Origin of the sequence: Salmonella sp. NW1250 (genome assembly GCF_051812965.1) — a bacterium.
Lineage (GTDB): Bacteria > Pseudomonadota > Gammaproteobacteria > Enterobacterales > Enterobacteriaceae > Salmonella > Salmonella enterica.
The window spans coordinates 171,915-191,962 of sequence record NZ_JAMNDD010000006.1; the positions used below are offsets into that span (position 1 = coordinate 171,915).

Annotated in this window: 19 protein-coding genes and 1 pseudogene; 12 read left to right on the forward strand and 8 right to left on the reverse strand. The window is 52.0% G+C overall.

The features are described from left to right. The first annotated feature begins 74 nt into the window (after positions 1–74). A complete protein-coding gene (ahr, locus tag NBA72_RS12700) occupies positions 75–1,094 on the forward strand; it encodes an NADPH-dependent aldehyde reductase Ahr (protein ID WP_000152563.1) in 1,020 nt (339 codons plus the stop codon). A 27-nt stretch (positions 1,095–1,121) separates the two neighbouring features. On the opposite strand, the gene idnK is transcribed toward ahr, so the two are convergent. Then, entirely contained in the window at positions 1,122–1,652 is a 531-nt protein-coding gene (gene idnK / locus NBA72_RS12705; RefSeq protein WP_000896756.1) for a gluconokinase, read from the reverse strand. A 216-nt stretch (positions 1,653–1,868) separates the two neighbouring features. Here idnK and idnD point away from each other — a divergent pair, with 216 nt between their 5' ends. The 4 genes from idnD to idnR all read left to right on the forward strand — a co-directional run bounded on the left by idnD (position 1,869) and on the right by idnR (position 6,132). After that, positions 1,869–2,900 (forward strand): L-idonate 5-dehydrogenase, encoded by a 1,032-nt coding sequence (gene idnD, locus NBA72_RS12710; RefSeq protein ID WP_000453351.1) that lies wholly within the window; start codon positions 1,869–1,871, stop codon positions 2,898–2,900. A 24-nt stretch (positions 2,901–2,924) separates the two neighbouring features. Continuing rightward, positions 2,925–3,689, forward strand: a complete 765-nt coding sequence (idnO, locus tag NBA72_RS12715) for a gluconate 5-dehydrogenase (RefSeq protein WP_000998688.1) — start codon at positions 2,925–2,927, stop codon at positions 3,687–3,689. A 61-nt stretch (positions 3,690–3,750) separates the two neighbouring features. After that, positions 3,751–5,070: a gnt-II system L-idonate transporter gene (idnT, locus tag NBA72_RS12720; protein ID WP_042947815.1), complete on the forward strand. Its 1,320-nt coding sequence runs from the start codon at positions 3,751–3,753 to the stop codon at positions 5,068–5,070. Between the two features lie 63 nt (positions 5,071–5,133). Then, a complete protein-coding gene (gene idnR, locus NBA72_RS12725) occupies positions 5,134–6,132 on the forward strand; it encodes a DNA-binding transcriptional regulator IdnR (protein ID WP_001244061.1) in 999 nt (332 codons plus the stop codon). A 195-nt stretch (positions 6,133–6,327) separates the two neighbouring features. Here idnR and lptG read toward each other — a convergent pair whose 3' ends face one another. The 3 genes from lptG to NBA72_RS12740 all read right to left on the reverse strand — a co-directional run bounded on the left by lptG (position 6,328) and on the right by NBA72_RS12740 (position 8,624). Continuing rightward, positions 6,328–7,410: an LPS export ABC transporter permease LptG gene (gene lptG, locus NBA72_RS12730; protein ID WP_001182242.1), complete on the reverse strand. Its 1,083-nt coding sequence runs from the start codon at positions 7,408–7,410 to the stop codon at positions 6,328–6,330. Continuing rightward, positions 7,410–8,510: an LPS export ABC transporter permease LptF gene (gene lptF, locus NBA72_RS12735; RefSeq protein ID WP_000584132.1), complete on the reverse strand. Its 1,101-nt coding sequence runs from the start codon at positions 8,508–8,510 to the stop codon at positions 7,410–7,412. The genes lptG and lptF overlap by 1 nt, the downstream gene beginning before the upstream one ends. 63 nt (positions 8,511–8,573) lie before the next feature. Beyond that, positions 8,574–8,624: a hypothetical protein gene (locus NBA72_RS12740; RefSeq protein ID WP_212724070.1), complete on the reverse strand. Its 51-nt coding sequence runs from the start codon at positions 8,622–8,624 to the stop codon at positions 8,574–8,576. 280 nt (positions 8,625–8,904) lie between these two features. Here NBA72_RS12740 and pepA point away from each other — a divergent pair, with 280 nt between their 5' ends. The 3 genes from pepA (at position 8,905) to NBA72_RS12755 (ending at position 13,851) form a co-directional block, all read left to right on the forward strand. Continuing rightward, positions 8,905–10,416, forward strand: a complete 1,512-nt coding sequence (gene pepA / locus NBA72_RS12745) for a leucyl aminopeptidase (RefSeq protein ID WP_001727701.1) — start codon at positions 8,905–8,907, stop codon at positions 10,414–10,416. Between the two features lie 136 nt (positions 10,417–10,552). Next, complete coding sequence (gene holC / locus NBA72_RS12750; RefSeq protein WP_001523689.1) at positions 10,553–10,996, forward strand: DNA polymerase III subunit chi; 444 nt, start codon at positions 10,553–10,555, stop codon at positions 10,994–10,996. Beyond that, positions 10,996–13,851, forward strand: coding sequence for a valine--tRNA ligase (locus NBA72_RS12755; protein ID WP_042947821.1), 2,856 nt, complete (start codon positions 10,996–10,998; stop codon positions 13,849–13,851). Before holC ends, NBA72_RS12755 begins: the two co-directional genes overlap by 1 nt. 141 nt (positions 13,852–13,992) lie before the next feature. Here NBA72_RS12755 and NBA72_RS12760 read toward each other — a convergent pair. Next, positions 13,993–15,180: pseudogene (locus tag NBA72_RS12760) on the reverse strand (YjgN family protein). 194 nt (positions 15,181–15,374) lie between these two features. Here NBA72_RS12760 and NBA72_RS12765 point away from each other — a divergent pair. Beyond that, entirely contained in the window at positions 15,375–15,878 is a 504-nt protein-coding gene (locus NBA72_RS12765) for a GNAT family N-acetyltransferase (protein ID WP_001519079.1), read from the forward strand. 106 nt (positions 15,879–15,984) lie between these two features. Continuing rightward, positions 15,985–16,473 (forward strand): DUF3617 domain-containing protein, encoded by a 489-nt coding sequence (locus NBA72_RS12770; RefSeq protein WP_000826193.1) that lies wholly within the window; start codon positions 15,985–15,987, stop codon positions 16,471–16,473. A gap of 233 nt (positions 16,474–16,706) precedes the next feature. Here the strand turns inward: NBA72_RS12770 and miaE are convergent, their stop codons facing one another. Together miaE and rraB are read right to left on the reverse strand one after the other, a co-directional pair. Next, complete coding sequence (gene miaE, locus NBA72_RS12775) at positions 16,707–17,519, reverse strand: tRNA isopentenyl-2-thiomethyl-A-37 hydroxylase MiaE (protein ID WP_001661908.1); 813 nt, start codon at positions 17,517–17,519, stop codon at positions 16,707–16,709. Positions 17,520–17,530: 11 nt separating this feature from the next. Next, complete coding sequence (gene rraB, locus NBA72_RS12780; RefSeq protein ID WP_000002940.1) at positions 17,531–17,947, reverse strand: ribonuclease E inhibitor RraB; 417 nt, start codon at positions 17,945–17,947, stop codon at positions 17,531–17,533. 100 nt (positions 17,948–18,047) lie between these two features. Here rraB and argL point away from each other — a divergent pair, with 100 nt between their 5' ends. Continuing rightward, positions 18,048–18,143 (forward strand): putative translational regulatory protein ArgL, encoded by a 96-nt coding sequence (gene argL, locus NBA72_RS12785; RefSeq protein WP_223148976.1) that lies wholly within the window; start codon positions 18,048–18,050, stop codon positions 18,141–18,143. Further along, a complete protein-coding gene (gene argF, locus NBA72_RS12790; RefSeq protein ID WP_042947826.1) occupies positions 18,113–19,117 on the forward strand; it encodes an ornithine carbamoyltransferase in 1,005 nt (334 codons plus the stop codon). The genes argL and argF overlap by 31 nt, the downstream gene beginning before the upstream one ends. Positions 19,118–19,190: 73 nt before the next feature. On the opposite strand, the gene NBA72_RS12795 is transcribed toward argF, so the two are convergent. Further along, the gene (locus tag NBA72_RS12795; protein ID WP_042947828.1) at positions 19,191–19,643 is read right to left on the reverse strand and encodes a YhcH/YjgK/YiaL family protein; all 453 of its coding nucleotides are present in this window, start codon (positions 19,641–19,643) and stop codon (positions 19,191–19,193) included. Between the last annotated feature and the right edge of the window lie 405 nt (positions 19,644–20,048).

Genomic DNA, 20,048 nt, shown 5'->3' on the forward strand with positions numbered 1-20,048 from the left:
GCAGATTAACGCCGGGCGTCCCTTGCCTCCATGCTCTACACTTTTCAGTTCAACACCACATTAAGGGAAACACAATGACGATAATAAAAAGCTACGCCGCCAAAGAGGCGGGCGGCGAGCTCGAACTCTATGAATATGACGCGGGAGAACTCCAACCGGAAGATGTCGAGGTACGGGTCGACTACTGCGGGATCTGCCATTCCGATCTGTCGATGATCGACAATGAATGGGGGTTCTCTCAATACCCTCTGGTTGCCGGACATGAGGTCATCGGTCGGGTAGCCGCGCTCGGCAGCGCGGCACAGGATAAGGGGCTAAAAGTCGGCCAGCGCGTTGGAATCGGCTGGACGGCGCGCAGCTGCGGACACTGCGATGCCTGCATCAGCGGCAATCAAATTAACTGCCAGGAAGGCGCAGTGCCCACTATCCTCAATCGTGGCGGTTTTGCCGAGAAGCTTCGCGCGGGCTGGCAGTGGGTAATTCCTCTTCCGGAGAATATAGATATGGCGTCCGCAGGCCCGCTGTTATGTGGCGGCATTACGGTCTTTAAACCGCTATTGATGCACCATATTACTGCTACCAGCCGCGTTGGCGTCATCGGTATCGGCGGGCTGGGGCATATCGCCATAAAGCTGTTACATGCAATGGGCTGCGAAGTCACCGCGTTCAGCTCCAATCCATCGAAAGAGCAGGAAGTGCTGGCGATGGGGGCCAATAACGTGGTGAACAGCCGCGATCCGGAAGCGTTAAAAGCACTGGCGGGTCAGTTCGATCTCATTATTAACACGGTCAACGTCGATCTCGACTGGCAGCCCTACTTCGAAGCGCTGACCTATGGCGGCAACTTCCATACCGTTGGGGCGGTATTGAAGCCGCTGCCCGTACCGGCGTTTACATTAATTGCCGGCGATCGCAGTATCTCAGGCTCGGCAACCGGAACGCCATATGAACTTCGCAAACTGATGAAATTCGCCGGACGCAGCAAAGTCGCGCCCACCACGGAACTGTTCGCAATGTCACAAATCAACGAGGCTATCCAGCACGTTCGCGACGGCAAAGCCCGCTATCGTGTAGTGCTAAAAGCTGACTTCTGACCGCCTGACTCAGCGCTTTGACAATGATCAGGAAGCGCTGAGTGCCTGACGAAAAGCCTGTACAGCCAGTCGGCACTGCTCCGTCACGTGCTCGATGTCATGATTAACATCGATACGCGCAATATCATGTTCATCGGCACAGGGTCGCTCCAGCGCGTCAAACTGACTTTGCAGCAGGTCTGGCGGCATAAAATGCCCGGCACGACGCTGCATTCGCTGCAGAATAGTGGCGTAATCGCCATCCAGCCACAGGAAATGTACGTTAGGGCTGCTCTTACGTAAAATATCGCGGTACTGTTTTTTTAATGACGAGCAGACAATAAATCCCGTCTCATTTTTTTTATAAAGACTGTATGAAGCGTCATTTAATCGTTCCAGCCAGGGTAAACGGTCTTCATCAGTTAACGGTATTCCCTGAGACATTTTATCAATGTTTTTCGCCGGATGGAGATCATCGCCGTCAATAAACTTCGCAGAAAATAATGTTGCAATTTTGCTGCCTATTAAAGACTTACCACTACCTGAAACACCCATTAAAATATAGCTTTCCCCGGCCATTTAAATACCTCTGAGTCATATTCCACTCCACAATATTACGCCTCTACGTTCGACAATTTCACGTTTTTTAATTTCCATAGAGAAGAACTCTAAGGCACATCACGTTATGCGTAACATTGTAGTGTAACAATTTTCCAGCGTGACATAAGTCACAAATAATGACAAATAAAACCGCTTAAATGCGTTCAGGGTAACTACCTGACCAGTGAGGAATTTATGGAAGTAAAAACTCAATCCTGCGTTGTTGCGGGTAAGCGTGCTGTTGCCGTTACGGAACAAAATATTGAATGGAATAATAAAGGAACACTCGTACAAATTACCCGAGGCGGCATTTGTGGGTCTGACTTACATTATTATCAGGAAGGCAAAGTCGGCAATTTTACAGTAAAAGCGCCAATGATTTTAGGGCATGAAGTGATTGGCAAAATCGTTCATAGCGACTCAGATTTATTACGTGAAGGACAACCGGTAGCGATTAATCCATCGAAGCCTTGCGGTCATTGCAAATACTGTCTGCAGCATGAAGAAAACCACTGTACTGAAATGCGTTTCTTTGGCAGCGCCATGTATTTTCCGCATGTCGATGGCGGTTTTACCCGATTTAAAGCTGTCGATACCGCTCAGTGCATTCCCTGGCCGGAACAGGCGGACGAAAAAGCCATGGCCTTTGCCGAACCGCTGGCGGTTGCCATTCATGCGGCTCATGAGGCGGGCGATCTGCAGGGCAAACGCGTCTTTATCTCCGGCGTTGGCCCTATTGGCTGCCTGATTGTTAGCGCGGTAAAAACGCTGGGCGCGGCGGAAGTGGTATGTGCCGATATCAGTACCCGTTCTCTCTCGCTGGCCCGGCAGATGGGCGCGGATACGCTGGTGAACCCACAGCATGATTCTCTCGATGACTGGAAAGCAGAAAAAGGGTATTTCGATATCAGTTTTGAAGTCTCTGGGCATCCTTCCTCTATCTCAACGTGTCTGGAAGTCACACGGGCCAAAGGCGTGATGGTGCAGGTTGGCATGGGCGGCGCAGTTCCCAACTTCCCGATGATGATGGTAATAAGCAAAGAGATCTCGCTGAAAGGCTCTTTCCGCTTTACTACCGAATTTAATACTGCGGTTTCCTGGCTTGCCAACCGCGTTATCAATCCGCTGCCGTTACTGAGCGCGGAATATCCATTTACCGACCTGGAAGCGGCGCTGATCTTTGCCGGAGACAAAACACAGGCGGCAAAAGTTCAGCTCGTTTTCTGAGAAAGTAAAATAAGGGACACTATCATGAACGATCTTTTTTCACTGGCAGGTAAAAATATCCTTATCACCGGAGCCGCTCAGGGAATTGGTTATTTGCTGGCGACCGGTCTTGGTCGCTATGGCGCGCGCATTATTGTTAACGATATCACCCCGGAGCGCGCCGAAACAGCCGTGACGAAACTTCAGCAGGAAGGGATAAAGGCTATTGCCGCTCCCTTTAATGTCACTCATAAACAGGATATTGAAGCTGCGGTTGAACATATCGAAAAAGATATCGGCGTCATTGACGTCCTGATAAATAACGCCGGTATCCAGCGCCGTCATCCGTTTACTGAGTTTCCCGAACAGGAGTGGAATGACGTCATCGCCGTAAATCAAACCGCGGTTTTTCTCGTCTCTCAGGCCGTTACGCGCCGTATGGTGGCGCGTCAGGCAGGAAAAGTGATCAACATCTGTTCGATGCAAAGCGAGCTGGGCCGCGACACGATTACGCCATACGCCGCGTCGAAGGGTGCCGTGAAGATGCTGACTCGCGGCATGTGCGTGGAGCTGGCGCGTCATAATATCCAGGTCAACGGTATTGCGCCGGGATACTTCAAAACGGAGATGACCAAAGCGCTGGTTGAAGATGAAGCCTTCACCTCCTGGCTATGCAAACGTACGCCTGCCGCACGCTGGGGCGATCCCCAGGAGCTTATTGGCGCAGCGGTGTTTCTCTCGTCAAAAGCTTCCGACTTTGTTAACGGACATCTGCTGTTTGTCGATGGCGGTATGCTGGTTGCCGTCTGACCAGGGAAATACGACGCAGCGCGTAAGCGCTGCTATTTTGGCGCTAATAAGAGAGACGAATATGCCATTAATAATTATTGCGGCAGGCGTTGCGCTGCTGTTGGTTTTAATGATTGGCTTTAAAGTTAACGGCTTTATCGCCCTTGTTCTGGTTGCCGCCGTGGTGGGATTTGCCGAAGGGATGGGCGCGCAAGACGTCCTGCACTCCATACAAAACGGAATTGGCGGTACTCTGGGCGGACTCGCCATGATCCTCGGTTTTGGCGCGATGCTGGGAAGATTAATTTCCGATACCGGCGCCGCGCAGCGCATTGCGACGACGCTCATTAATACGTTCGGCAAAAAACGCGTGCAATGGGCGCTGGTGATCACCGGGCTTATCGTCGGCCTGGCAATGTTTTTTGAAGTCGGATTCGTACTGCTGTTGCCGCTCGTTTTTACGATTGTGGCCTCATCGGAACTGCCCTTGCTGTATGTCGGGGTTCCAATGGTCGCCGCCTTATCCGTTACGCACTGCTTCCTGCCGCCGCATCCCGGCCCTACCGCTATTGCGACAATTTTTGAGGCAAATCTCGGTACGACCCTGCTGTATGGGTTAATCATTACCATACCGACCGTGATTGTTGCCGGCCCTCTGTTTTCAAAATTGCTGGCGCGCTTTGAGAAAGCGCCGCCTGAAGGATTATTTAATCCTCACCTATTCAGTGAAGAGGAGATGCCGTCATTCTGGAACAGTATTTTTGCCGCCGTGATCCCGGTCATTCTGATGGCCATCGCAGCGGTATGTGAAATCACGCTGCCAAAAACGAATGCCGTGCGGGTTTTCTTCGAATTTATCGGTAATCCAGCAGTGGCGTTGTTTATTGCCATTATCATCGCCATTTTTACGCTGGGCCGACGCAACGGACGTACGGTTGAGCAGGTGATGGATATCGTCGGCGAGTCCATTGGCGCTATTGCGATGATTGTTTTTATCATCGCGGGCGGCGGCGCGTTTAAGCAAGTGCTGGTGGATAGCGGCGTGGGTCAATATATCTCGCAATTAATGACTGGCACATCGCTATCTCCGTTATTAATGTGCTGGACGGTAGCCGCCGTGCTGCGTATTGCGTTAGGTTCCGCGACCGTGGCCGCGATAACCACAGCGGGCGTCGTATTGCCGATTATTAACGTAACCCACGCCGATCCGGCGTTAATGGTACTGGCGACAGGCGCGGGAAGCGTTATTGCATCACATGTTAACGATCCCGGTTTTTGGCTGTTTAAAGGGTATTTTAATCTTAGCGTCGGGGAAACCCTACGCACCTGGACCGTTATGGAAACATTGATTTCTGTCATGGGATTGCTGGGCGTACTGGCGCTGAATGCGGTTCTGCATTAATTCATCATCCGCAGCCCAATTAACCATGGGGGCGACGTTCCCGCCCCCGGTACTGGAGAAAACATGAGGAATCACAGAATTTCTTTGCAGGATATCGCTACGCTTGCAGGCGTGACAAAAATGACGGTGAGCCGTTACATCCGATCGCCGAAAAAAGTCGCCAGGGAAACCGGCGAGCGTATTGCGCAGATCATGGAGGAAATTAACTACATACCAAATCGCGCGCCAGCTATGCTGCTAAACGCGCAAAGTTACACTCTGGGCGTGCTGATCCCCTCTTTTCAGAACCAGTTGTTTGCCGACATTCTTGCCGGGATTGAATCCGTAACGTCGGGTCATAACTACCAAACTCTCATTGCGAATTACAATTACAATCGCGATTCGGAAGAAGAGTCCGTTATCAATTTACTGTCTTACAATATCGACGGCATTATTCTTTCAGAAAAATATCATACCCTCAGAACCGTCAAATTCCTGCGCTCAGCAACCCTCCCGATTGTAGAGCTCATGGACATCCAGGGCGATCGCTTAGATATGGAGGTGGGGTTTGATAACCGTCAGGCCGCCTTTGATATGGTCAGCACCATGCTGGATAAACGCCAGCGGCGGAAAATCCTCTATCTGGGTTCAAAAGACGATATCCGTGATGAGCAGCGTTATCATGGCTACTGTGATGCGATGACGCGCCGGGGGCTGGCGCCGTTGCGCATCAATCCACGCGCTATCTCCTCTATCCATCTGGGGATACAGCTAATGCGTGATGCGCTTGCTGCGCACCCGGACGTGGATGGCGTCTTTTGTACTAATGACGATATCGCAATGGGCGCTCTACTGTGGTGCCGCGAGCGTCAACTGGCCGTACCGGAGCAGATCTCCATCGCCGGCTTCCACGGTCTGGAGATGGGCAGGCAAATGATACCGAGCCTCGCCAGCGTAATTACCCCTCGTTTTGAGATCGGGCGCAGAGCCGCGCAGATGTTGCTCAACAAAATTAAAAATAACGATCTCAACCATAATACGATTGATTTGGGTTATCAGATTTATCACGGCAGCACGTTATAAATTTTTTGATCTACTTTTTCCCGCAGCTTGCCTGAGCTTAACGCGTAGCCAAAAGCGCCACGCGTCAGGTTACGCACTACATCATTCGAGGAATACCAGGCGGTCTGCCGGATGGCGGCGGAAAGGACTTATCCGGCCTACGGGTCCGGAGTAGGCCTGAAAAGCACAGCGCCATCAGGCCTACGATTACTGTGATTACGACTTACGCAGCATTAGCCACAGGCTAATCAGGAAGAAAGACGCGCTCGGCAGCAGCGCGCCGACAATCGGCGGAATGCCGTATACCAGCGTCAGCGGGCCAAAAATCTGGTCGAGGACGTAGAAGACGAAGCCGAAGCTAATCCCCGTCACTACGCGCACGCCCATCGGCACACTACGCAGCGGGCCAAAGATAAACGACAGCGCCATCAGCATCATCACCGCCACGGAGAGCGGCTGGAAGATTTTACTCCACATATTGAGCTGATAACGTCCGGCGTCCTGTCCGCTCGACTTCAGATATTTAACGTAGTTATGCAGACCGCTGATGGAAAGCGCATCCGGGTCCAGCGCCACCACGCCTAACTTATCCGGCGTCAGATTCGTTTTCCAGGTGCCGCTCACCGTCTGCGAACCGGTGATCTGTTTCGGGTTTTGCAGATCGGACTCATCCACCTGCGACAAACGCCAGACCTTATGCTCCGGGTCGAATTTTGCCGAAGCGGCGTAACGCACTGACTGCAAACGACGCTGATCGTTGAAAGCGTAAATACTAATGCCGGCCAGCTCCTCGTCGCCCTTCACCCGTTCAATATAGACAAAGTTATTCCCGTCTTTCGCCCACAGACCTTGCTGGGTGGAAAGCAGCGAACCGCCATACATCGCCTGCGCACGATAGTTACGCGCCATCTGCTCGCCCTGCGGGGCGACCCATTCGCCGATCGCCATGGTTAACAGCACCAGGGGGATAGCCGTTTTCATCACCGACAGCGCCACCTGCATACGGGTGAAACCCGATGCCTGCATCACCACCAGTTCGCTACGCTGCGCCAGCATCCCCAGTCCCAGCAGCGCGCCAAGCAGCGCCGCCATAGGAAAGAAGATCTGGATATCCTTAGGTACGCTGAGCAGGGTGTACATACCCGCGCCCAGCGCGTCGTAGTTACCCTGCCCCGCTTTTTTCAGCTGATCGACAAACTTGATGATCCCGGAGAGCGACACCAGCATGAACAACGTCATCATGATGGTGGTAAAAATGGTTTTACCGATATAGCGGTCAAGTACACCAAATGGCTGCATTATACCGCTCCTTTACGCAGAAAACGGGCACGCAGGCGGCGGACCGGCACCGTATCCCACAGGTTTAAACCAATCGCCAACGCCAGATAGATCAGGTTGACCGCCCACATCCAGATAACCGGGTCCAGTTTGCCTTTACCGCCATTCGATTTAATGGAGGTCTGGATCAGGAAGAACAGCAGATAAAGCAGCATGGCGGGCAACATAGACAAGACGCGCCCCTGACGTGGATTCACCACGCTGAGCGGCACGACCATCAGCGCCATCATAAATACGGTAAAGACTAACGTGATACGCCAGTGCAGCTCGGCGCGAGCGCGATCGTTGTCGGTATTCCACAGCGTGCGCATGTCCATCTGGTCGGTATCGTTCGGGTCCAGCGCCACGGCCTGATGGCCAATAATCGCCTGATAGTTCTGGAAGTCGGTGATGCGAAAATCGCGTAGCAACGCCGTCCCTTCAAAACGCGTCCCTTTGTTTAAGGTGACAACCTGGGAGCCATCGCGCAACTGAGTAAGGTGTCCGGAATCGGCCACGACCACAGAAGGACGAGCATTGCCCTTAGGGCGAATTTGCGCCAGGAAAACATCGTGGAAGTCGCTGCCGTCAACGCTTTCGATGAACAACACCGAGCTGCCGTTGGTCGCCTGCTGGAATTGTCCCTGCGCCAACGCCGCCATACCGGGGTTCGCTTTCGCCTCCGCCAGTACTTCATCCTGGTGTTTTGACGACCAGGGGCCGGCCCACATCACGTTAACCGCCGCAAGGATACCGGTAAATAACGCCAGTACCATGGCGGCCTTTACCAGCACGGCTTTGCTCAACCCACAGGCGTGCATGACCGTAATTTCACTTTCGGTATACAGTTTGCCCAGCGTCATCAGCAGCCCCAGGAACAGGCTTAAAGGCAGGATGAGCTGCGCCATTTCCGGTACGCCCAGCCCCAGAAGCGAGAGCACCAGATTTGCGGGAATATCGCCGTCAACCGCCGCGCCGAGAATCCTCACTAACTTTTGACAAAAGAAGATCAAAAGTAAGATGAAGAGTATCGCCAGCTGGCTTTTGAGCGTCTCCCGCACCAGATATCTTATGATTATCACTTTAAATACGCCCGTAAAAACCCATTTTTTTGCTGGAATTTAGCTTGTTTCATGGCTTAAACGTCATTTATTCTCTTGAGTCGTCGAAATCATCGCTAAGATCATTATACTCAGCGGATTCACCTCTCAGAACTTGTTCTGACGTGCCAATGCCGTAATAACGTTAAGATTAACACGAAGTCACCGCAACAGCGGACATGAGTTACGAAAGCTTTCAATTTCTATACTCTAATGGATTTCGAGTTGCAGGCAGGCGGCAAGACTGTGAAGCCCCGGAGCTTACATCAGGTAAGTGACAGGGGTGAGCAGGCGCAGCCAACGCATCTGCAACTTGAAAGACGACGAGTATAGCTGTAGCCACCACTGTTGTCTTTAAGATTCAGGAGCATAGTGCATGGAGTTCAGTGTAAAAAGCGGTAGCCCGGAGAAACAGCGGAGTGCCTGCATTGTCGTGGGCGTCTTTGAACCGCGTCGCCTTTCTCCGATTGCAGAACAGCTCGACAAAATTAGCGACGGATACATCAGCGCATTGCTGCGTCGCGGCGAACTGGAAGGAAAACCGGGGCAGACTCTGTTGCTGCACCATGTTCCTAACGTTCTTTCCGAGCGAATCCTCCTCATTGGTTGCGGCAAAGAGCGCGAGCTTGATGAACGTCAGTATAAGCAGGTTATTCAGAAAACGATAAATACTCTGAATGATACCGGTTCGATGGAAGCCGTCTGTTTCCTGACCGAACTGCACGTCAAAGGCCGCAACAACTACTGGAAAGTGCGTCAGGCCGTCGAAACGGCCAAAGAGACGCTTTATAGCTTTGATCAACTCAAGACCAACAAGAGCGAGCCGCGCCGCCCGCTACGTAAGATGGTCTTTAATGTGCCGACCCGCCGTGAGCTCACCAGCGGCGAACGCGCCATTCAACACGGTCTGGCCATCGCCGCCGGGATTAAGGCAGCGAAAGATCTCGGCAACATGCCGCCCAATATCTGTAACGCCGCCTACCTGGCGTCACAGGCGCGCCAGTTGGCTGACTGCTACAGCAAAAATGTCATCACCCGCGTCATCGGCGAACAGCAAATGCGCGAACTGGGTATGAACGCTTATCTGGCGGTCGGCCACGGTTCGCAGAATGAATCGCTGATGTCGGTGATTGAGTACAAGGGCAATCCATCCGAAGACGCGCGCCCGATCGTGCTGGTGGGTAAAGGCCTGACCTTCGACTCCGGCGGCATCTCCATCAAGCCATCTGAAGGGATGGACGAGATGAAGTACGACATGTGCGGCGCGGCGGCGGTTTACGGCGTGATGCGTATGGTCGCCGAGCTTCAGCTTCCGATTAACGTTATCGGCGTACTGGCGGGCTGTGAAAACATGCCGGGCGGACGCGCGTATCGTCCGGGCGACGTACTGACCACCATGTCCGGTCAGACGGTTGAAGTGCTGAATACCGATGCTGAAGGCCGTCTGGTACTGTGCGACGTGCTGACCTACGTTGAGCGCTTCGAACCGGAAGCCGTCATTGACGTCGCGACGCTAACCGGCGCCTGCGTGATTGCGCTGGGCCATCACATTACCGGTCTGATGTCGAACCATAACCCGCTGGCGCATGAACTGATCGGCGCGTCCGAGCAAGCGGGCGACCGCGCGTGGCGTCTGCCGCTGGGCGATGAGTTCCAGGAACAACTGGAGTCCAACTTTGCGGATATGGCGAATATTGGTGGTCGTCCTGGCGGCGCTATCACCGCGGGCTGCTTCCTGTCGCGCTTTACCCGTAAGTATAACTGGGCGCACCTGGATATCGCCGGTACCGCCTGGCGCTCCGGCAAAGCGAAAGGCGCGACGGGTCGTCCGGTAGCGCTGCTGTCGCAGTTCCTGCTCAATCGTGCGGGCTTTAACGGCGAAGAGTAAGTTTGAGATTACCCCGTAGGCCTGATAAGGCGCATTAGCGCCGCCATCAGGCGTTTTGCCGGATGGCGCTGCGCTTATCCGGCCTACGGGAGGCATCATGGCAACGCATTTAAATCCACCACAAGAAGCCCCATATATGAAGAATGCGACGTTCTATCTTCTGGATAATGACACTACCGTCAACGGTTTAAGCGCCGTTGAACAACTGGTGTGTGAAATTGCCGCAGAACGTTGGCGCGCCGGCAAGCGCGTGCTGATCGCCTGCGAAGATGAGAAGCAGGCCATTCGGCTGGATGAAGCGCTGTGGGCGAGACCGGCGGAAAGTTTTGTCCCGCACAATCTGGCAGGCGAAGGCCCACGCGGCGGCGCGCCGGTTGAAATCGCCTGGCCGCAAAAACGCAACAGCAGCCCGCGCGATATTTTAATCAGCCTGCGTACAAGCTTTGCAGATTTTGCCACCGCTTTCACAGAAGTGGTAGACTTCGTCCCTTACGAAGAAACTTTGAAACAACTGGCGCGCGAACGCTACAAAGCCTACCGCGTGGCTGGTTTTAACCTGAATACGGCAACCTGGAAATAATGGAAAAGACATATAACCCCCAAGATATCGAACAGCCGCTTTACGAGCACTGGGAAAAGCAGGGCTATTTCAAGCCTAACGGCGACGAAAGCAAAGAGTCCTTCTGCATCATGATCCCGCCGCCGAACGTCACCGGCAGTTTGCATATGGGACATGCTTTCCAGCAAACCATCATGGATACCATGATCCGTTACCAGCGTATGCAGGGTAAAAACACCCTGTGGCAGGTCGGCACCGACCACGCCGGGATCGCGACCCAGATGGTGGTTGAGCGCAAGATTGCCGCTGAAGAAGGTAAAACCCGTCACGACTACGGCCGCGATGCGTTTATCGACAAAATCTGGCAGTGGAAAGCAGAATCCGGCGGCACCATTACCCGTCAGATGCGCCGTCTCGGCAACTCCGTTGACTGGGAGCGCGAGCGCTTCACCATGGACGAAGGTCTTTCCAATGCCGTGAAAGAAGTCTTTGTCCGCCTGTACAAAGAAGACCTGATTTACCGTGGCAAACGCCTGGTGAACTGGGACCCGAAACTGCGTACCGCCATCTCTGACCTGGAAGTGGAAAACCGCGAGTCCAAAGGCTCGATGTGGCACATCCGCTATCCGCTGGCCGATGGCGCGAAAACCGCAGACGGTAAAGATTACCTGGTCGTCGCCACCACCCGTCCGGAAACCGTACTGGGCGATACCGGCGTGGCCGTGAACCCGGAAGATCCGCGTTATAAAGATCTGATTGGCAAATTCGTTATTCTGCCGCTGGTTAACCGCCGCATTCCAATCGTTGGCGACGAACATGCCGATATGGAAAAAGGCACCGGCTGCGTGAAGATCACCCCGGCGCACGACTTTAACGACTATGAGGTCGGGAAACGTCATGCCCTGCCGATGATCAACATCCTGACCTTTGACGGCGACATCCGCGAAAGCGCGGAAGTGTTCGATACCAAAGGTGAAGAGTCTGACGTTTATTCCAGCGAGATTCCGGCTGAGTTCCAGAAGCTGGAACGCTTTGCTGCCCGTAAAGCAGTCGTTGCTGCCGTTGACGCGCTGGGCCTGCTGGAAGAAATTAAACCGCACGACCTGACCGTCCCTTACGGCGACCGTGGCGGCGTGGTTATCGAACCGATGCTAACCGACCAGTGGTATGTGCGTGCAGACGTGCTGGCGAAACCGGCGGTGGAAGCGGTTGAAAACGGCGACATTCAGTTCGTGCCGAAGCAGTACGAAAACATGTACTTCTCCTGGATGCGTGATATCCAGGACTGGTGTATCTCTCGTCAGCTGTGGTGGGGTCACCGTATCCCGGCATGGTATGACAACGACGGCAACGTCTACGTTGGCCGTACCGAAGACGAAGTGCGTCAGGAAAACAACCTTGGTGCCGACGTTGCGCTGCGTCAGGACGAAGACGTTCTCGATACCTGGTTCTCCTCCGCGCTGTGGACTTTCTCCACCCTCGGCTGGCCGGAAAACACCGACGCCCTGCGTCAGTTCCACCCCACCAGCGTGATGGTGTCCGGCTTCGATATCATCTTCTTCTGGATTGCCCGCATGATCATGATGACCATGCACTTCATCAAAGATGAAAACGGCAAGCCGCAGGTGCCGTTCCATACCGTCTATATGACCGGTCTGATTCGCGACGACGAAGGCCAGAAGATGTCCAAATCCAAGGGTAACGTTATCGACCCGCTGGATATGGTGGACGGCATCTCTCTGCCGGAACTGCTGGAAAAACGCACCGGCAATATGATGCAGCCGCAGATGGCGGAGAAAATTCGCAAGCGTACCGAGAAGCAGTTCCCGAACGGCATTGAGCCGCACGGCACCGACGCCCTGCGCTTTACCCTGGCGGCGCTGGCCTCGACCGGTCGCGACATCAACTGGGATATGAAGCGTCTGGAAGGTTACCGTAACTTCTGTAACAAGCTGTGGAACGCCAGCCGCTTTGTGCTGATGAACACCGAAGAGCAGGATTGCGGCTTCAACGGCGGCGAAATGACGCTGTCGCTGGCGGACCGCTGGATCCTGGCGGAGTTCAACCAGACCGTTAAAGCCTACCGCGACGCTCTAGACAGCTTCCGCTTCGATATCGCCGCGGGCATTCTGTACGAGTTCACCTGGAACCAGTTCTGTGACTGGTATCTGGAGCTGACCAAGCCGGTAATGAACGGTGGCACCGAAGCCGAACTGCGCGGCACCCGCCATACGCTGGTCACCGTTCTGGAAGGTCTGCTGCGCCTGGCGCATCCTATCATCCCGTTCATTACCGAAACCATCTGGCAGCGCGTGAAGGTTATCTGTGGCATTACCGCCGACACCATCATGCTGCAGCCGTTCCCGGAATATAACGCCGCACAGGTGGATGAAGCCGCGTTGGCCGATACCGAGTGGCTGAAGCAGGCGATCGTCGCAGTACGTAACATTCGTGCGGAAATGAACATCGCCCCGGGCAAACCGCTGGAACTGCTGCTGCGCGGCTGTAGTGAAGAAGCCGTTCGTCGTGTTAACGACAACCGTAGCTTCCTGCAAACCCTGGCGCGTCTGGAAAGCATCACCGTGCTGCCAGCCGATGACAAAGGCCCGGTTTCCGTGACCAAAATCATCGACGGCGCCGAACTGCTGATCCCGATGGCAGGCCTCATCAACAAAGACGATGAGCTGGCGCGTCTGGCGAAAGAAGTGGCGAAAATCGAAGGCGAGATTGCCCGTATCGAAGGCAAACTGTCCAACGAAGGTTTCGTCGCCCGTGCGCCGGAAGCGGTGATTGCCAAAGAGCGTGAGAAGCTGGACGGTTACGCAGAAGCCAAAGCGAAGCTGATTGAGCAGCAGGCGGTTATTAGCGCGCTGTAATCTGAAAGCCTGATGGCGCTTCGCTTACCAGGCCTACACGTTCGCTTATTGACATGGCGCGATCGGTAGGCCGGATAAGGCATTCACGCCGCCATCCGACAACATGAATTATGGGCCGACGTAAACGTCGGCCTTTTTACATCAGATAAACGGGAAGTAAGGCATGATGCCACGAGAAATCCACATTAGCAGGCTGTTTTCCAGCGGCTTCTCATCATTGGTTAACTCAAGCGAATCCAGATCGCCCTGGACCTGTGTATTCTGCGCCAGCCAGCTCACCAGCCAAATTTTCAACCACGGATAAGCCAGCCCTAAGGTCACGCCGGAAATCACAAACACCACCAGTAACCGCCACAGCATACCGTGTGCAGTGACAGAGGAATGAAAACGAATCGAATCGTTCGCCAGTGACAAATTGTTTAAAAACAGGTTGCGTAACGCCACATATAAGTAACTGGTTACCACAATAATCGCGAGAAAATAGAGGAAATAACATGCCATTATCTGGCCATAATATTGCAGAATAAGCGCCCCTCCTGCCTGCGCATTCCCCATCATACTCAAAAGAATCATGTCGGTGAACACCGGCGCGATTAGATAACCAATCACGACAGCAAAAGGGAAAAGGGTCAACATTGCCAACACGCACCCTCTGATGCACGTTTTAACATTAACCTGAATCGAGAAACGATGAATGCCAAAGTTTGCGCCATTGCCAAACAAGGTCATCCATTTGCTGTAGGTAATACCGTTAATGACCCCTATCCCAATAATAGCCAGCAAACCGAGAAAAACGATATTGAACACTAAACCGCCGACGGCGATGGTTACCAGTGAGATAATATAAAGAACAATATAAAGCGCCACCATCAGGAGTACCGGGAGAGCGAACATGTACCACCAGGCGCGCCGCATGGAACACTGGAATCCAAAATGTACGCCATTAAGCGAAGTCATCATCGCCTGATACTATAATCCTTTCACCGCCATAAAAGGAATAATCGCAATTAATAAGCCGAATAGCGTAAAACCGAGACCGGGATGACCGTGCTCAATAAGAGAGAGGCTAACAATATAAATAATAAAAACTAACAACACACTAATAAATAATGCGCCGCCCGTGGCTTTGTAAGCAAAAGGCTGATTGTTTAGCGTCATATTAGTATAAATATAACGTCGACATTTCACCATCGCCCACGGCGCATAGATTCCCAACGTGATACACGTCAACAAGAAATTCACAAGGCAAATAACAAAATACTTTCCGCCCTTGCCTGTAAACACCAACGTGTGATTATGGTTATCTTTACTACTGATAACGTTATTCATGAATCATATCCCTGAATTACAATCTATTAGAATTAATAATAAAAACCAGTAAATTGTTACTGATTTGACTACGATACTATTTTTGTTTAATTTTTCCGCCTTTTATTTTGTCTGATTCAGGATCTCCTTGCGCGTGACTCAAGACGGTGGTATTAAAGTAATCTATAAATAAATTTTAAAAATTGAGCCATATTATGAATAATGTCGCCTCGCCAACGCTCACGGTGCGCCGAATCACTACCGCCGACAATGCCGCTATTGCCCGTGTCATCCGTCAGGTTTCAGCGGAATACGGACTTACCGCCGATAAAGGTTATACCGTTGCCGACCCCAATCTGGATGAACTGTATCAGGTTTATAGCCAACCGGGCGCGGCCTACTGGGTGGTAGAGCAAAACGGTTGTGTGGTGGGCGGCGGCGGCGTGGCGCCGTTATCCTGTAGCGAACCAGACATTTGTGAACTGCAAAAAATGTATTTTTTACCGGTGATTCGTGGTCAGGGGCTGGCGAAAAAGCTGGCGCTGATGGCTCTGGATCATGCCCGTGAACAGGGTTTTAAACGCTGCTATCTGGAAACAACGGCTTTTTTACGCGAGGCGATTGCGCTATACGAACGTTTAGGATTTGAACATATTAGCGAACCGCTCGGCTGCACCGGACATGTCGATTGCGAAGTGAGGATGTTAAAGGATCTCTGAAAACCAGGCGTTTATTTATCCTCGCCAGGTATTATTTTTGCTGATATAAGTAATCCCGGAAACATCCTGTTATCCGGGAATCACTTATTATTCAAGGAAGTTATAAATGAAACGCCTATTATCAGCAATTGTTTTCCCCGCTATGTTTATTAGTATCTCTAATGTATATGCATTAGATATACAGCCCGGCGAATGGAAAATGGAAAATATAGAAATGCGCACCATCAATCCAGATACAAAAGAAGTATTAATGGATGAAAAAAATTCGGGCATAGCGACGCTTATGTGTTATACCCCTAAAATGTCTGAAGATTCTAAAAAAATGGTGAAGGGTTTTTCTACCAGTGCAGGCGGTTGCACGACAACATTTGTAGAAAGTACGGATACCAAACTGATCAATGAGACTGTCTGTAATAATCCTGATGTCAAATCGCACTCTATTGTAGAAACGACGAAAATAAGCGATACAGAATTTGCGATGACCATGAAATCGGATGTCGATGCAGGAGGTAATAAAACCACCTCCATCAACAAAATTAAACAAACCTTTGTTGGCAAGACCTGCTCTGAAGCGTCAAAAGGCGTGAAACAGTAAGTATTTCAACACAAGAACCCGTAGTGATGATGCAAAAAGGGCATTGTTCACGGTCACCTTTCGGGAATATAACACTGAGTGAGTTCTTTTTGCCTGCCGCAGGGCAGGCTTTACTCAGGACAGAATATCATGAAAATGACTTTTCCTGCTCGCCAGCAGTTTGATGCCGGGCGGATGACCACGCAGGTGGCGACAGCGTAAAAGATAAAAACGCTAATCTTTAATTTTACCCTTTATCCGGCGACTGGCACGCCGCTATGAAAACGAAACTCGCGGTCTGGCGACAAGATAAGGTCAGCTTCCACGTCGCCAAAATAGCGCACGCGCGCAGAAATGTCCTCGGCGGAAATCTGCTGCGCCAGCGCCAGGTAATCCTGATAATGCCGCGCTTCGGAGCGCAGAAGCGAGAGATAAAACGTCTGTAAATCCTCATCCAGCCAGGGCGCCAGAGCGGCAAAACGTTCGCAGGAGCGGGCTTCAATGTACGCCCCGCAAATCAGCTTATCAATTAAGGTGAGCGGTTCGTGCGTGCGTACCGCTTTCAACATTCCTTTCGCGTAGCGGCTGGCGGTGATTTTCACATAAGGAATGTTTCTGGCCTGCATGACCTCGCGTACCTGCCAAAAATGGTGCAACTCCTCTTTAATCAATAACACCATACGGTCGATAAGCTGACGTCCCCAGGGGTCATCAGTTTGCGGCATGGCGCTTTTGCTAATCTGTTTATGCAGGGCAACAAAATCCGGCTCCGGCCCCTGACGAAACGCGAACGCCTCGTAAGGTTGCAGCCAGGCGAGCAGCGCGTCGGCGCCCGATTTATCGGCGACATATTTACGCACCAACAGCAACGCGGTTTGCGCAGCCTTCAGTTCGCAGATCAAGTGATCGGTAAGCAGAAGAGGAAGATTTTGCGGATCGCGGGCCTGGACAATCCACGCCTGCGGCGTCGGGCAATGCAGGAAATTAAGCACCGGAGAGAGTATTTGCGGGTAATTCATACGTAACCTGTTAAAAAAATACGACAGCAGACGCTGCCGTACCGTCATACTATGCAGCTTTAGTGACGCACGCCGTCGTCATCTTCATCGACATAATCGTCGTCATCACCCTCTTCGCCATTAGGGTCTTCGAAATAGGTTCCCCAGCCGTCGTATTCAACATCATATTTTTCCGCCAGGTTCATCAGTTGCTCAACCTGAGCGTCGATGAGTTCGGCGTTCAACGCGCACTCGCTGAGGATGTCGCAACAAATAACCGTATCGCCCTCTTCCACTTCCAGCTCTTCCGGCTCCGTCACTTCATAGCCGAGTTTAAAGGCTTCTACCGCGGCTTTTTCCAACGTTTCGAAATCGTCAGCGGAAAGGTGATGCTCGATAGTGTACAGCGCATCCGGATCGCTGCCGTCCTCAAGTAACTCTTCAATAATTAACCGCGTTTCTTCACGCTGCTCTTCCAGTAATTCCGGGTTTGCCATAGCTCGTTCCTCATAGATGTCCTGCCGATACTCTTATTGTCACATACCGCCGACGTTGCCTCCACCTTATCGAGAAAAGTTTTATCAAACAGGGTTGCAAATGAATAATCATCCATATAAAGTGAATTTTAATTCAATGAGAGGCCTAAGCCATGTGAGGGAAGTATGTCTACGTTTTACCAAAAACCTTTTTTAAAGTTACTTGATTTCACCGCCAGCGAGCTCGCTGCTCTGTTGCAGCTTGCCGCCAAACTGAAAGCCGATAAGAAAAACGGTAAAGAAGAACAAAAGCTGGTGGGTAAGAATATTGCGCTCATCTTCGAAAAAGACTCGACCCGGACACGATGCTCTTTCGAAGTTGCCGCATACGATCAGGGGGCGCGCGTGACGTACCTGGGTTCCAGCGGGAGCCAGATCGGCCATAAAGAGTCCATCAAAGATACTGCCCGCGTCCTGGGCCGGATGTTTGACGGTATTCAGTATCGAGGATATGGCCAGGAGATCGTCGAAACGCTGGCTGAATATTCCGGTGTGCCGGTATGGAACGGTTTAACCGATGAGTATCACCCAACGCAATTACTGGCGGATCTGCTCACCATGCAGGAACATCTGCCGGGTAAAGCCTTTAACGAGATGACGTTGGTCTATGCCGGAGACGCGCGTAATAACATGGGTAACTCCATGCTGGAAGCCGCCGCGTTAACAGGATTGGATCTCCGTCTGGTCGCGCCAAAAGCCTGCTGGCCGCAAGCCGCGTTAGTGGCGGAGTGCAGCGCCATGGCGAAAAAGAACGGCGGCGCCATCACCCTGACCGAAGATATCGCCTCGGGCGTAAAAGGCGCGGATTTTATCTATACCGATGTTTGGGTCTCTATGGGCGAACCCAAAGAGAAATGGGCGGAGCGTATTGCCCTGCTGCGTGATTATCAGGTCAACAGCCAGATGATGGCGTTAACCGGCAATCCGCAGGTTAAGTTCCTGCATTGTCTGCCTGCGTTCCATGATGACGAAACCACGCTCGGCAAAAAAATGGCCGAAGAGTACGGTTTACATGGCGGGATGGAAGTGACCGACGAGGTTTTTGAGTCTGCGGCCAGCATTGTCTTTGATGAAGCGGAAAACCGAATGCATACCATCAAAGCAGTAATGGTAGCGACGCTGTCTAAATAATGTCGTGATGATGCCGGATGGCGGTTGGCCTACAAGATCGCAACGTGCAGGCGCCGCCATCCGGCACAAAATATTACGCCATCAGCATTTTCACAACCGCTTTACGTACCCGCGCCGATTCTCCCACCGCGCACAGGGGCTTATGCACTTCGCCGGGATAAAACACCACAAAGTCGCCTTCGTTCAGGACGACGGTTTTCTCGTCGACGCTCGTCGGTAAAAATGCAATGTCTTTATCCGCCAGCCAGTCCGTGTGCGGCGTTCCCGCAGGCCGGGTACTGAATGCCATCCCTTCCTGACCTTGTAGCACAATCTGAATATCAAGATAACGGGCGTGATACTCTGCGCTGCGCGATTCGCCCGGCTCCGTCATATTTTCAGAAATCATATAAAACAGCCTGTCGCCGTCAATGTCATACTTACCTGGCGCGGTCGTTGCCGTGACATGCGCATTGACGTGCTCAATCGCCTGCCGTAACGCCGTCGGCAGCCAGGCCTCCAGATATTCAATATTGCCAACAATCATCGCATCCCCTTAGTTAAAACAGCGTTTTATTTTTCTCTTTATACGAGAAAAATGGCTGCCATACTACCCTTACTCTCATCGATTTTGCGCCAGCGCATGTTTATCGCCAGCGGTGTTTATATATTGTTAATAGTTCACCCAACTTTATGCAGCACCTATGCATAAACCCCAGCGGCGCCAAATTGCCACCACTAACAACGCTTTGATATTAAAGGCGTTAACATAAAAACGTTTTAGCGATCACAATTCGCTCTCCCTGCATAAATGACTTCTCTATCCATAGTTATTTTTAAATTATTTAAATATCCCCGATAATAAAATCCCCCTCACGCATAGTTATGCAACCATTAAAAATAATCACTTTATTTTCAATGATTTAAGATTTAAACATCATTCAATACAGCA

Excerpts from the sequence above, each read along its gene's own strand:
- idnR (WP_001244061.1), top strand. The coding sequence starts at position 5,134 with ATGAGGAATCACAGAATTTCTTTGCAGGATATCGCTACGCTTGCAGGC.
- idnD (WP_000453351.1), top strand. The coding sequence starts at position 1,869 with ATGGAAGTAAAAACTCAATCCTGCGTTGTTGCGGGTAAGCGTGCTGTT.
- argF (WP_042947826.1), top strand. The coding sequence starts at position 18,113 with ATGTCTACGTTTTACCAAAAACCTTTTTTAAAGTTACTTGATTTCACC.
- idnO (WP_000998688.1), top strand. The coding sequence starts at position 2,925 with ATGAACGATCTTTTTTCACTGGCAGGTAAAAATATCCTTATCACCGGA.
- miaE (WP_001661908.1), bottom strand. The coding sequence starts at position 17,519 with ATGACGGTACGGCAGCGTCTGCTGTCGTATTTTTTTAACAGGTTACGT.
- lptG (WP_001182242.1), bottom strand. The coding sequence starts at position 7,410 with ATGCAGCCATTTGGTGTACTTGACCGCTATATCGGTAAAACCATTTTT.
- holC (WP_001523689.1), top strand. The coding sequence starts at position 10,553 with ATGAAGAATGCGACGTTCTATCTTCTGGATAATGACACTACCGTCAAC.
- NBA72_RS12770 (WP_000826193.1), top strand. The coding sequence starts at position 15,985 with ATGAAACGCCTATTATCAGCAATTGTTTTCCCCGCTATGTTTATTAGT.
- NBA72_RS12795 (WP_042947828.1), bottom strand. The coding sequence starts at position 19,643 with ATGATTGTTGGCAATATTGAATATCTGGAGGCCTGGCTGCCGACGGCG.
- idnT (WP_042947815.1), top strand. The coding sequence starts at position 3,751 with ATGCCATTAATAATTATTGCGGCAGGCGTTGCGCTGCTGTTGGTTTTA.
- ahr (WP_000152563.1), top strand. The coding sequence starts at position 75 with ATGACGATAATAAAAAGCTACGCCGCCAAAGAGGCGGGCGGCGAGCTC.
- idnK (WP_000896756.1), bottom strand. The coding sequence starts at position 1,652 with ATGGCCGGGGAAAGCTATATTTTAATGGGTGTTTCAGGTAGTGGTAAG.
- pepA (WP_001727701.1), top strand. The coding sequence starts at position 8,905 with ATGGAGTTCAGTGTAAAAAGCGGTAGCCCGGAGAAACAGCGGAGTGCC.
- NBA72_RS12755 (WP_042947821.1), top strand. The coding sequence starts at position 10,996 with ATGGAAAAGACATATAACCCCCAAGATATCGAACAGCCGCTTTACGAG.
- NBA72_RS12765 (WP_001519079.1), top strand. The coding sequence starts at position 15,375 with ATGAATAATGTCGCCTCGCCAACGCTCACGGTGCGCCGAATCACTACC.
- rraB (WP_000002940.1), bottom strand. The coding sequence starts at position 17,947 with ATGGCAAACCCGGAATTACTGGAAGAGCAGCGTGAAGAAACGCGGTTA.
- argL (WP_223148976.1), top strand. The coding sequence starts at position 18,048 with ATGAATAATCATCCATATAAAGTGAATTTTAATTCAATGAGAGGCCTA.